13 protein-coding genes are annotated in these 12,896 nt (G+C 37.3%); 10 read left to right on the forward strand and 3 right to left on the reverse strand.

Features of this window, described 5'->3' with window-relative positions; translation table 11 throughout:
- From ON09_RS17705 to ON09_RS17735, 7 genes are all read left to right on the forward strand, one after another.
- Window positions 1-1,112 (forward strand): DUF5687 family protein (locus ON09_RS17705; RefSeq protein WP_010602404.1); only part of this gene is annotated, 1,112 nt, incomplete at its 5' end.
- A gap of 2 nt (window positions 1,113-1,114) precedes the next feature.
- Window positions 1,115-1,807 (forward strand): ABC transporter ATP-binding protein, encoded by a 693-nt coding sequence (locus tag ON09_RS17710; RefSeq protein WP_010602405.1) that lies wholly within the window; start codon window positions 1,115-1,117, stop codon window positions 1,805-1,807.
- A 175-nt stretch (window positions 1,808-1,982) separates the two neighbouring features.
- Window positions 1,983-2,660, forward strand: a complete 678-nt coding sequence (locus tag ON09_RS17715) for an OmpA family protein (protein WP_010602406.1) — start codon at window positions 1,983-1,985, stop codon at window positions 2,658-2,660.
- 187 nt (window positions 2,661-2,847) lie between these two features.
- Window positions 2,848-3,423, forward strand: coding sequence for a pentapeptide repeat-containing protein (locus ON09_RS17720; protein ID WP_010602407.1), 576 nt, complete (start codon window positions 2,848-2,850; stop codon window positions 3,421-3,423).
- 132 nt (window positions 3,424-3,555) lie between these two features.
- The gene (locus tag ON09_RS17725; protein WP_010602408.1) at window positions 3,556-6,447 is read left to right on the forward strand and encodes a DEAD/DEAH box helicase; all 2,892 of its coding nucleotides are present in this window, start codon (window positions 3,556-3,558) and stop codon (window positions 6,445-6,447) included.
- A gap of 70 nt (window positions 6,448-6,517) precedes the next feature.
- Window positions 6,518-6,835 carry a YgaP family membrane protein gene (locus ON09_RS17730; protein ID WP_010602409.1) on the forward strand — a complete coding sequence of 106 codons (318 nt, stop codon included), beginning with the start codon at window positions 6,518-6,520 and terminating at the stop codon, window positions 6,833-6,835.
- Window positions 6,836-6,903: 68 nt separating this feature from the next.
- Complete coding sequence (locus ON09_RS17735) at window positions 6,904-7,686, forward strand: 3-keto-disaccharide hydrolase (RefSeq protein WP_010602410.1); 783 nt, start codon at window positions 6,904-6,906, stop codon at window positions 7,684-7,686.
- A 35-nt stretch (window positions 7,687-7,721) separates the two neighbouring features.
- Here ON09_RS17735 and aat read toward each other — a convergent pair whose 3' ends face one another.
- Window positions 7,722-8,363 carry a leucyl/phenylalanyl-tRNA--protein transferase gene (aat, locus tag ON09_RS17740; protein ID WP_010602411.1) on the reverse strand — a complete coding sequence of 214 codons (642 nt, stop codon included), beginning with the start codon at window positions 8,361-8,363 and terminating at the stop codon, window positions 7,722-7,724.
- A gap of 79 nt (window positions 8,364-8,442) precedes the next feature.
- Between aat and ON09_RS17745 the strand changes: the two genes are divergently transcribed.
- Window positions 8,443-9,882 (forward strand): DUF1800 domain-containing protein, encoded by a 1,440-nt coding sequence (locus tag ON09_RS17745; protein ID WP_039842764.1) that lies wholly within the window; start codon window positions 8,443-8,445, stop codon window positions 9,880-9,882.
- Window positions 9,883-9,959: 77 nt separating this feature from the next.
- Window positions 9,960-11,159, forward strand: coding sequence for a DUF1501 domain-containing protein (locus ON09_RS17750; protein ID WP_010602413.1), 1,200 nt, complete (start codon window positions 9,960-9,962; stop codon window positions 11,157-11,159).
- A gap of 142 nt (window positions 11,160-11,301) precedes the next feature.
- On the opposite strand, the gene ON09_RS17755 is transcribed toward ON09_RS17750, so the two are convergent.
- Window positions 11,302-11,655 (reverse strand): hypothetical protein, encoded by a 354-nt coding sequence (locus ON09_RS17755; protein ID WP_010602414.1) that lies wholly within the window; start codon window positions 11,653-11,655, stop codon window positions 11,302-11,304.
- A 116-nt stretch (window positions 11,656-11,771) separates the two neighbouring features.
- Here ON09_RS17755 and ON09_RS17760 point away from each other — a divergent pair, with 116 nt between their 5' ends.
- Window positions 11,772-12,140, forward strand: a complete 369-nt coding sequence (locus ON09_RS17760; protein WP_010602415.1) for a YccF domain-containing protein — start codon at window positions 11,772-11,774, stop codon at window positions 12,138-12,140.
- Window positions 12,141-12,170: 30 nt separating this feature from the next.
- Here ON09_RS17760 and ON09_RS17765 read toward each other — a convergent pair.
- Window positions 12,171-12,896 (reverse strand): phosphatase domain-containing protein (locus tag ON09_RS17765; RefSeq protein ID WP_010602416.1); only part of this gene is annotated, 726 nt, incomplete at its 5' end.

A 12,896-nucleotide genomic window follows, 5' to 3' on the forward strand; every position in this document is an offset into this window, starting at 1 on the left:
ACGTACACACTTTCCCTTTCATTTTCATGGAGATTATCGATGAATACGGCGGTTTTGCTGCTATTATGTATATTGTTTCCATTATTTCAATTACTTTATTTAACAATTACCTCATCCTTTATATCAAAAGAAAATCAATTACAAATTTGCTTTTCACGCTAGGTGGCATTATCGTTATTGCCATTTTTGCCGCCCTGGAGTATTTTAAAGTTATTTCGTTAATCAACGTATCTGACTTTGTTTTCCGTGCCATTGGAGAAAGGCCGTATTTGGGATTTGGTTTCACCCTAGCGGCTTTTGTGGCATTCTATATTAACTCCAGTTTTTTACGTAGCAATTTGTATATCGAAGAACTTGGTTCCAAACAGGAGAAAAAAGTAAGTACAGACTATGCCTTCTTAAATCGTTTTGGAAAGGTTGGAGAGTTAGCGGCACTAGAATTAAAACTGGTTATTCGCCATAAACGACCTCGAAATTCGGTGCTTATGGGATTTCTTTTCCTGTTTTATGGGTTTCTTTTTTACAAAAAACCTATGATCGATGCCGATTCTTTTGGGATGATGATTTTTGCGGCGATCTTCATGACGGGTTTCTCAATCTTAACCTACGGGCAGTTTATGTTTGCCTGGCAAAGTGCTCATTTCGATGGCTTACTCACCAACAAAATTGATTTGAAAAATTTTATAAAAGCAAAGTTTTTACTCTTCACAATTGCCTCTATCATCATTACTTTGTTAGCTAGTTTCTACGGATTTTTAAGTCCAAAACTATTGTTACTTCATCTGGCGGCCTTTTTATACAACATTGGTTTTGGAACGGTCATCGTGTTATACTTTGCAACGTTAAATTACAAACGATTAGAAATCAATAAAAGCGCAAGTTTTAACTGGCAAGGCGTAGGCGCCACGCAGTGGATATTGGGTTTTCCGTTTCTGTTGCTTCCCATATTAATTTATCTGCCATTTGGTTTAACAGATAAACCCTATTGGGGATTGTTTGCAGTTGGCATATTTGGATTAGCTAACCTATTGATGCGGGGTTTCTGGGTTAACCTGATCACAGCAAAATTTGAAAAACAACGTTATAAAATAGCCGAAGGCTTTAGAGAATAATTATGATACTTGAAATAAAAAGTTTGAAGAAAGTTTACGGCGACAAAACAGTTGTAAACATTAATCACCTACAAATTCAACCAGGCGAAACGATTGGTTTGGTCGGAAATAACGGTGCCGGAAAAACAACATTTTTCAGGATGTTACTGGATTTGATCCGCCCGACAGAAGGTGTCGTTTTATCAAAAGGCGAAAACGTAATGAACGGTGACAATTGGAAAGATTATACAGCTTCTTTTTTAGATGAAGGCTTTTTGATCGATTACCTCACACCTGAAGAATATTTCACATTTATTGGTAGCTTAAATAATTTGAGCGTAGCTGATGTAGGGACTTATTTGACTCAATATGGGGAGTTTTTTAATGGTGAGATATTAAATAGTGGGAAATATATCCGCGATTTTAGCAAAGGCAACCAAAATAAAGTAGGTATTGCTGCGGCATTGATGCAAAAGCCCGAACTACTTATTCTGGATGAGCCGTTTGCCAACCTTGATCCAACGACGCAAATTAGATTAAAAAAATTATTGAAGGAATATCCTGGCAATATGACCACTTTCATCTCCAGCCACGACTTAAATCATGTAACAGACGTGTGCAATCGGATAATTCTGGTTGAAAAAGGCCGAATCATCAAAGATTTTGCAACAGATGAAAATACACTTAAAGAATTAGAGAGTTATTTTTCTGCTTAACATTTGTACTAAGAATGATACAATCTAAAAGAGCTTCACTTAACAGAAGCTCTTTTTTTATGCTCAACAACTTTTTTGAGTAGGTCGCAACATTAAAATTTAATTAAAACTTCAACAGGATGTTTTTTGGCATTGTGTTTGAATACGTGTTGTAGAATTATAAATCTAGATTATTATGAGTATTTCAAAAGTAAAAATAGCAACATTAAGTATAGGATTAGCGGTAGGTTCAATGGCATTCCAAAGTTGTGATAGTTTAACTAAAACACAAAAAGGTGCGGGTATTGGTGCTGCTGCAGGTGGTGTTGTTGGTGCATTAATTGGTAAAAAAGCTGGTAATACGGCTGTTGGTGCATTAATTGGTGGTGCTATTGGCGGTACAGCTGGAGCTTTTATTGGTCGTAGAATGGACAGACAGGCTGCAGAAATTCAGAAAGCAATTCCTAATGCTGAAGTTATTCGCGAAGGAGAAGGTATCATTGTAAAATTTGATAGCGGAATTTTATTCGACTTTGATAAAACAGCGCTTAAAGATGCTGCAAAAACAAATGTTCAGAGTTTAGCTGCTTCACTAAATCAATATCCGGATACTGATATTAAAGTAATTGGACATACTGATAGCCGTGGTACTGAACAATATAACCAAGGATTGTCAGAAAGAAGAGCAGCAGCTGTTAAAGCTTATGCGGTTTCACAAGGTGTTCCGGCTTCAAGATTAGTAACAATTGGTAAAGGTTTTGCAGAACCAATTGCAGATAATGAAACTGATGCAGGTCGTGCAGCTAACCGTCGTGTAGAAATTGTAATCGTTGCTAACGATGCTTTAAAAAACACAGCAAAAACACAAGGATAATATTTGAAAATTCCCTCTACCTATGAGGTCATTATATATCCAACCCTGGTGCAAAACACCAGGGTTTTTTGTTTTTGGCAGTATACCAAGCTGTTAAAAATCAACTGGTCATTTGTAGAAAATGATTAATCAACGGACAAAAAATAAGGTATAATTTTTATCTTCGCATGCATAACGAAGGTTTCCAATGTCCGAAAATTATATCGCCGAGCAAACATTTGATAGAGAAGATTTCAGCATAAGGGCTTTGCCAAAGGCAGAATATGAGAACTGCAAGTTCATCAATTGTAATTTCGCTAATTCTGATTTAAGTGGTGTAAAGTTTCTTGATTGTGAATTCAATGCCTGTAACTTGAGTATGGCAAGCTTAACCAAAACTGCGCTAAACGATATTCATTTCAGCGATTGCAAAATGTTAGGTTTACGCTTTGAAAACTGTAATGATTTCGGCTTAGCCTTCACTTTCAATAACTGCAAACTCGATCACTCTTCGTTTTACAAGCTTAAACTAAAAAAAACTTCCTTTAAAAATACGCAGTTGCAAGAAGTTGATTTCTCTGAAAGTGATTTATCCAACTCATCTTTTGAAAACTGTGATTTATCGGGAGCAACTTTCGATAGGACGATTTTGGAAAAAGTTGATTTTAGAAGCGCCAGTAACTTTTCCATCGATCCAGACAAAAACCGCATCAAAAAAGCCAGATTTTCGCAGGCAGGATTGGGTGGCTTACTGCACAAGTATGATATCGTGATTAGTCAATAATGTCCTTAAACAGGTTTAAACGCTATTATCTTTCTTTCCTAAAAATGTTACACTTCTTTTGATGTAATCCTAAAATATTGTAAGTTTAGAGTTTTTTAAGCGGGTAGCTTATAAAAATTTTATTTCCCATCAATGTTACGCGTCGATAGTTCTAAAGCTTGTAAAGTGGTGTACTCCTTGTGCAAACATGAGTATTTAGGCTATTTAATTGAACCTCACATTGTTCAGTTAAATCCGCAAGGTGATTTTTCATTTACCTATCAACGAATTTTTACGCATACGGCTGAAGAATTCGGCGCCTGCCTGACCGATACCGATTATAAACTAATTAAGATTTTAGACGATATTGAACAAGATTCGATCATCAAAAAATTTTACAAAAAGTTAATCAGGCCAACCGAATTTTTTACAAAGATTTTCGATACCAAGTTTTATGAAAATGTACGGCCAAAAATTGAGAAGAAACTCGCGGAAGCGCTTGAGATACTTAAAATAAAAAATGAGCTTTATGTAATGGATAAAGACGGTTGGCCGGTAGAGCGTAAAATAGAACTCGCAACCGAACCCGCGTCAATCCTTTTTCATTTTCGTAGAAATGAAACCGAAACCAGGTATTTTCCGACCATCAAATATCAAAACCTCCGGATCGAATTCATGTTCAAGGAAGCGCAAATCATTAGCAATAAACCTGCATGGTTATTATTAAATGATGTGCTTTACTTTTTTGATCAGGATATTGAAGGAAAAAAACTCCAGCCATTTTTAGCTAAACGATATATTGCCATACCAAAATCAACTGAAGCAACTTATTTTGAAAAATTTGTAGCACCATTGATTGAAAAGCATCATGTTTATGCCGAGGGATTTGAAATCAGAACAGAGCAGTTTGAAGCCACACCGGTAATTAAAGTTTTATATGTTGATGGTGGGCTATCACAAATACAGTTATTCTTCAAGTACGGTGAATATACTTTTCCGGTAGAAAATGCACATAAAGTAACGGTACGTTTAGAAAAAACTGCTGATAATTATATTTTCCACCGCATTAAAAGATCGGCAGACTGGGAAAAGAAGCAGTTTAATTTGCTGTTATCATTGGGGTTAAAAAAAACAAGTTCGCTTTTTAGCAATCTCGAGGTTGCCGCGGAGGAGGAAAATCCAAGTTATGCCGCAATTAACTGGGTAAACGAGCATATTGAAATACTGCAGGCTGCAGGTTTTGAAATTGAGCAATCAACAGGGCAGAAACGTTTCGTTTTTGGTGCCAATAAAATAGATTTAGAAGTTAAAGAAGGTAACGATTGGTTTGATATCAACGCCGTGGTGTGGTTCGGGAAATACCAGATTCCATTTTTATCTTTAAAACAACACATTTTACATAAACGCCGTGAGTTTTTATTGCCCGATGGCGAGGTGGCCATCATTCCGGAAAAATGGTTTACGCAATATGGTAGTTTGTTTAGTCTTGCGGAAACAGGTGCTAACCTGAAGCTTAAGAAACACCATATTGGTTTAATTAACGATTTAGCTGAAGATAGCTTAGCAAATGTGACTTTAGAGCGTAAACTTCAACGTTTAACTGATTTCGAAGATATTGCCGATACACAAATGCCCATCAATTTTAAAGGCAGTTTGCGTGATTATCAGAAGGCAGGTTATAACTGGTTTAGTTTTTTACGGGAATATAATTTTGGCGGCTGCCTGGCTGATGACATGGGTTTGGGTAAAACCATCCAAACTCTGGCGATGCTGCAAAAAGTGAAAGAAGATGACCAGGCTAGGGGTTTGCATGCAACTTCGTTAATTATCATGCCTACCTCATTGATTTATAATTGGTTAACAGAAGCGAAAAAGTTTACGCCAAAACTTAAAATATATGCCCACACCGGTAGTAACCGAAACAAGGATGTGGCCAATTTCGCAAATTACGATATCGTGATTACTACATACGGCGTAACTCGCGTGGATGTAGAAGAATTGAAAAATTTCTACTTCAATTATGTCATACTGGACGAAAGCCAGAATATTAAAAATCCGGCTTCAAAGTCTTTCAAATCGGTGAGAAGTTTAAAATCCAAATACAGGCTAATTTTAAGTGGTACTCCGGTTGAAAACTCTGTAGGCGATTTATGGTCGCAGCTTACCTTCCTCAACCCTGGTTTATTAGGCACCCAGGCATTTTTCTACGATGAATATGTTCAGGCGATAGAAAAGAAAAAGGACGAGGAGAAAGCCCGTAAGCTTCAATCTATTATAAAGCCATTTGTGCTTCGCAGAACGAAAGAACAGGTGGCAGCCGAATTGCCACCAAAAACGGAACAGGTAATTTACTGCGACATGAGTGAGAATCAGGCGGCCTATTACGAAAAAACAAAATCGGCATATCGAAACGATTTATTGCAAAGCATGGATGATGGCACTTTTGCTCAAAAACAAGTTCAGCTTTTACAGGGTTTAACAGCGCTTCGCCAGTTGGCTAACCACCCCGTGATGATCGATAACGAGTACGAGTCTGATTCCGGAAAGTTTGAAAATGTTATCCATACCCTTGATAATGTTCTGAAAGGCGGTCATAAGGTTTTGGTGTTCTCACAATTTGTAAAACACCTGGATATTTTCAAGAAACATTTTGAGGCCGAAAACATTCCTTTTGCTTACCTGGATGGCGCAACCCGAAACCGTGGTGAAATTGTTTCAGAATTTCAGCAGAATACCGATTTGAAAGTATTCTTAATATCGATAAAAGCTGGCGGTGTAGGTTTAAATTTAACCCAGGCTGATTACGTTTTTATCCTCGATCCGTGGTGGAACCCGGCGGTAGAACAACAAGCCATTGACAGGACACATCGTATCGGGCAGGACAAAAAAGTTTTCATTTATAAGTTCATCGCAAAAGATACGGTTGAAGAAAAAATTCTTGCGTTGCAAAACCGCAAAAAATCGCTGGCGAGTTCGCTAATTACCACAGAAGAAAGTTTCTTCAAATCATTGAGTAAAGACGATATACGGGATTTGCTGAAATAAATTTTACTAAATCTTTATTAAAACTGTATTAAGATCAATTTGTTATTAGGTAAACATAAAATCTACCATCATGACAAATGAAAATTTAAATACAGCCCTTAACAATGTTAAAGAGGCATGGAAATATCCCGAATTATTTCAAAACACTTCAAGATCTGAAAGAATCCTTTCAGGAATAGTTGGAAGCTATTTATTATTTAAAGGTATTACCAGTGTTTTTTCGCATCCTGTAATTGGTGTAACCGGAGCAGCTGTTGGTGCCGGGTTATTATATCGTGGTTTAACCGGTTATTGTCCAATGCGTGATTTGGCAGAGCAACAAAAGGAATTAGATTTGGAACCGGATGAGATCATTATCAAAGAAACGATCATCTCAAGCGATTTGTAGTAATAAATTCAATACGAAATTTCCATTTCTTAATAAACTGGTTAACTTTAAAAAGTTAAATACCAATTATGAACAAGTACGCATTACTTTTTATTCCAACATTATTTGGCATGTCAGCACTTGCACAGGAAAAGAAAACCGATCCGGCAAAAGAGGCAGCGAAAACAGAAATCTGGGAACCCGTTCCGAAAGTGGTCACCCCGGGAAATCTTCCTCAGGATGCGCCTTCAGATGCCATCGTGTTATTTAATGGAAGAAATCTGGATGAATGGCATTCAGTTAAAGATCCTTCAAAACCGGCTGCATGGACAATTGACGATGGTTTTTTTACCGTGAAAAAAGGAACCGGAAATATTGAAACAAATAAGAAGTTTACGAATTATCAACTACACATGGAATGGAGAATTCCAACCAACATATCTGGAGAAAGTCAGGCTAGAGGCAACAGTGGTGTGTTTTTAGCTTCTACAGGTGGTGGCGATGATGGTTATGAGATCCAGATTATGGATACTTACAATAATAAAACCTATGTAAACGGACAAACCGGAAGCGTTTATAAACAAAGTATCCCTTTGGCAAATGCGAATAAAAAACCGGGTGAATGGCAATACTACGATATCATCTGGAATGCTCCCCGTTTCAAAGCTGATGGATCCGTTGAGAAACCAGCTTCGGTTACGGTATTTTTAAATGGTATTTTACTTCAGAACAACTACGTTTTAAAAGGAGAGACCAGATGGATTGGCGCTCCGGAATACAAAAAACATGGTGCAGCCTCGATTAAATTACAAGATCATGGCGACCCAAGCCCTCCGATTAGTTTTAGAAACATTTGGGTAAGAGAATTATAAATCAAAACCTGCAGCGCTATACTCTGCAGGTTTTTTTATATAGGCTGTTCTTGCTGCAAAATTTCTAAATAAGCTTCATTGCTGATCATTTCTGCCCCCAAACTCATTAAATGATCATTCGGCAACTGGCAATCAATCAAATCAATATTCAGCTTGCTTAAATAAATTAATGCGGCTTTTGAGGCGTTGCTTACATGGCTGAACATACTTTCGCCGCAGAACACACTATTCATCTTCAAACCGTATAAACCACCAACTAAAGTTTTATCAAGCCATACTTCTATGCTATGAGCAAATCCTAATTTATAGAGATTAATATAGGCCTCCTGCATTTCATTGGTAATCCATGTTCCATCTTGCCCTTTTCTCGGCGTGTTGGCACAGTTTACAATTACTTCCTCGAAAGCCTCATCAATAGTAATTACAAAAGTCTCATCAGATAGTACCTTTTTCATGCTTTTACTGATTTTTATCTTGGCAGGAAAAATCACACAGCGTTCAAGCGGGGCATACCATAAAATAGGATCTCCTTCACTAAACCAGGGAAATATCCCGTTGGAATAGGCATTTAGTAATCTTTCTACACTCAAATCTCCGCCAATAGCAAGCAAACCATCGGCTTCTGCAAGGCGGGGATCAGGAAAAATAAGTTCATCTTCAGAGAGTTGGAAAAACATGCGCAAAAATAAGAAACAAAACAAACATTAAACCTAAGCGTTCTAATTAAGTCATACTGTTAAATTGTCCATTATGATTATGAGCGCTAAAGATAATTTTATCCAAGTAAAGCATCTTTACAACAGAGCCGGTTTCGGTATTTCATATACCGATTTAAGCAAACTGAGCAAAAAAAACATCAATAAAGTGGTGGACGCTCTGCTCCAGAATTCAAAAAAAGATGATCCCATTACGCTAGTGAATGATAGTGAATCCAAAAGGCAGATGCTCGTACAGGCTGGGCTTTATTCAAAAAAGGATTTGACAGATGAGGAAAAAAAAATGCGTCGGGAGATTGTTCAAATGCAAAATGAGGTTAGCCGAGATTTGAACATAGCCTGGGTCAGTAAGATGATCAATACCGAAACACCCTTGCGGGAGAAGATGACCCTATTTTGGCATGGCCACTTTGCCTGCCGGAATAACAATCCGATGTATGCGCAACAGCTGAACAATATTCAGCGGCAGCATGGTTTAGGCAGTTTCAGAACACTTTTAATAGAGGTATCCAAATCGCCGGCGATGTTGCAATATCTCAATAACCAGCAGAATAAGAAAGGTAAACCAAACGAAAACTTTGCCCGCGAGTTAATGGAGCTTTTCACTTTGGGGAGGGGTAATTACACCGAAAAAGATATAAAGGAATCGGCAAGATCTTTTACAGGCTGGACCTACGATAAGGATGGAACTTTCCTGTTCAGAAAAAACCAACACGATGATGGTACTAAAACTTTCTTCGGGAAAATTGGAAATTTTGAAGGTGAAAACATTATTGATATTATCCTCGAAAAACCTGAAACAGCTTCTTTCATCAGCAGAAAAGTTTATAAGTTTTTTGTGAACGATAATCCTAACGAAGCCCATGTAAAAGAGTTGGCTGAACATTTTTACCAATCGAAATACGATATCAGTGAGTTGATGAAGAAAATGTTTACTTCTGAATGGTTTTACAGTCTGGAGAATGTGGGCACTAAAATTAAATCTCCTGCAGAATTTTTGATTGGTTTGAGCCGTGAGTTTTTTGTAACGTATAACAAACCATCAGTTCTAATTCAACTGCAAAGTAGTCTGGGGCAATATTTATTTAATCCTCCAAATGTGGCAGGTTGGCCAGGTGGTCAAAACTGGATTGATAGTTCTTCGCTCATGCTAAGAATGCGTATTCCTTCACTGGTGCTAAATGACGGAGAGATCGATTTCAGCGGCAAAGCAGATCCTGAAGATGAGGCCGTTATTGCTTTGAGTAGAACCGCCACCACTAACGCAAATAATGGCAAACCAAAATCCTATGTTAATGCCAATGCAGATTGGACGAAGTTTTTAGATACGCTTCCAAAAAGTTTAACACCACTCGAATTAACTGAATTTTTATTGCAACCTAGGCTGACAGATAAAATTGTTAAAATGGTGAGCGATAATAAGGGATTAAGAAGCACGGCCGTAGAAATTACCAGCATGCCCGAATATCAACTTTGTTAAAATAACATGATTGTGAATAGTCTTGGCCTTCTTTAATCATAAATCATTTACCAAAACGTAAGTAAAGAACTATTAAAATGGACAGAAGAAATTTTTTGAGAAATACTGGTTTCGTAGCCGCTGGCTCATTGTTCGTTCCGGCATTTATGAAACCGCTCGAAGCAATGGCTTTGGATGAGCTTAGCTTATATAAAAATTTGGTAGTGGTACAGCTTTCTGGTGGCAACGATGGTTTAAATACTGTTATACCTTTTGGAAACGATATTTATTATCAAAAGCGAAAAAGCATAGCAATTAAACCTGAGGAAGTAATTAAGCTGAATGATATGCAAGGCTTAAATCCGAATATGCAGGCTTTACGTGAAATTTATGATCAGGGTTGGATGACCATTATCAATGATGTTGGCTACCCAAATCCCGATCGTTCGCATTTTCGCTCAATGGATATTTGGCAAACAGGAAGCGATAGCAATCAGTTTTTATCAACCGGGTGGATTGGCCGATATTTAGATAGCAATTGCCAAACCTGTAAGTTTCCGTACACGGCCATTGAAGTTGATGATTCGCTCTCGCTGGCCATGAAAGGGCAAACCAAAAAAGGAATTGCACTGAAAGATCCTGCAGCCCTTTATCGAAATACCAACGACCCGTTTTTCAAAGCCATGCTGCAAAGCGATAAAGAACATTTAGATGAAGATAATTTGGGTTATTTGTATAAAACGATGATCGAAACGCAATCTTCAGCCAGTTACATTCAAAATACATCAAAAATTTATAAATCACAGGCTACCTATCCTCAAAGTGGTTTTGCCAATCAGTTAAAAACAGTCTCAAAGTTCATTTCTTCGGGATTAAAAACCAGAGTATACTACGTTTCTTTGAGTGGGTTTGATACCCATGTAAATCAGCTCAATCAACAAGGAAACTTACTCAAGCAATATAGCGATGGCATGGCTGCATTCTTAAAAGATTTAAAAACCAATAATAAACTGGAAGATACATTGGTGGTTACGTTTTCAGAATTTGGACGTCGTGTAGAACAAAATGCCAGTAACGGAACAGACCACGGCACGGCAAACAATATGTTTGTGTTTGGTGGAAGATTGAAAAAACAAGGCATATTCAACGCCGCTCCGAACTTAGGCGATTTGGATACCGGAGATTTGAAATATCAACTCGATTTTAGACAGGTTTATGGAACAATTTTAGATAAGTGGCTCGATGTAAATAATGCCGATATCCTGAATAAGAAATTTAATACCCTGGATTTTATTTAAATTCTGGTAGATTTAAGTTTAATCTGATCGAAATAAATCAGTGAAAATATGATGTACGCCAGCAATAAATTTATTGCTGGCGTTTTGCTTTAGATAGTTATCTTTTTAGTAGTTATCTCTAATTTCTTAAAAAAGCGTTGATTTATTTTCGTTTAAACACATATACATGTCTACTATAATCAGCTCCTGCTTGCTCAGAAAAAACCTGAAATAACTCGAAATTAGAGTGCTTTAAGCTATTTACAAACTGAAGTGCTGAATCAAATTCCATTCTTTTACCATTATCATCTTTCACATAACTATCTTCGATATGAGGTACGTTCTGACCATATTCGAGGGAGATGAAAACCTTATCAGAGAATGTTCTTTTAACGCTTTTAACCTGAATGTAATCAGACTTGATTTCACTCACTCTTACGCCATTAACAGTTTGTGCTTTTGCATTACCCAACGCAAAACAGGCAGCTAGCGCTGCAGAAATTAACAATTTTTTCATAATGTGTTTCTTTTGTGTGTGAGGTTAAGTTAAAAAGAATTGGATAATGAAAAAAGTGAAATCAACTGCCTGTTTGTAACATTTATCGCTAAAGGCGATCTTAATTTAAAAACGAGATGAATTTTTTAGGCAACATTATCTGGATCATTTTTGGGGGAATTTTTATTTTTTTTGAATATATCATTGGTGGCCTAATCCTTTGCCTAACCATCGTGGGGATTCCTTTTGGCATACAATGCTTTAAATTTGCGATCGTAGGTTTAGCTCCTTTTGGCGTTAAAATAACCGATACATCTTCAAACACAGGTTGTCTGTCAACAGTAATGAACATTATATGGCTGGTTTGTGGCGGTTTCTGGATAGCTTTAACTCACCTGCTTTTCGGACTTTTATTCTGCATCACAATTATCGGAATTCCATTCGGTCGACAGCATTTTAAGTTGATGAACCTAGCTTTTACTCCTTTTGGGAAATCAATTTCTTAGTGCAGCATTAAGCAATCCTTCAATCCTGAACTATTGAATGAGGCCGATTGACTTGGAATGCTCAATCGCTTCCGAACTGTCATTAAACAAAAGTGCGCTCACATTTTTAGCCTTCACTTTGTCAAGTAAGTTTCGAGTTTCTTCTTCCTTTTCAGGACGAATATTTCTGATATAAACAGCCGCAATATTATCCGGATATTTTTCTACAATTGAAGTGTAAATTGTTGGATCCTGCTGTGAATTATCGCCAAAAAATACAAATTTCTGATTTGGGAAAGCATCTAAAATTCGCATTACCCGTAGCAGTTTACCTTCATGTCCGGTTTTTCCAGTCTTCACCAAATCACTCCAACGTTTCAAGGTATTTAATAAAAAGGCGCCATCGGGCAGTTTATTAAACCTGAACGTTTCAAGTAAATAATCGTAAAGATTCCACTCACTACTACTTACATAAAAAAATGGATTGGGTTGATTTCGGTTTGTATGCGACAGGGCCAGTTGCTGGTAATGCTTTGCGGCATCAGGAAAAGTTTTTCGTGTACGCGGATTTTTAATAAATAATTCCCTTAACCTTCTTCCAATTGTTGCCGAATGCGAAATCATTACGGTATCATCAATATCAGAAATAAAGGCATATTGTGTGATATGCGGTATGTATACTTTTCCTTCGCTCGAACTTAATACGTTGTCATTTTCGTCTATGGCTTCAACCTTTACAAAATGCCAGCCAGCTTCCACATCCTGTAGTGCCTTCCA

The sequence above is a fragment of the Pedobacter agri PB92 genome (genome assembly GCF_000258495.1).
GTDB lineage: Bacteria > Bacteroidota > Bacteroidia > Sphingobacteriales > Sphingobacteriaceae > Pedobacter > Pedobacter agri.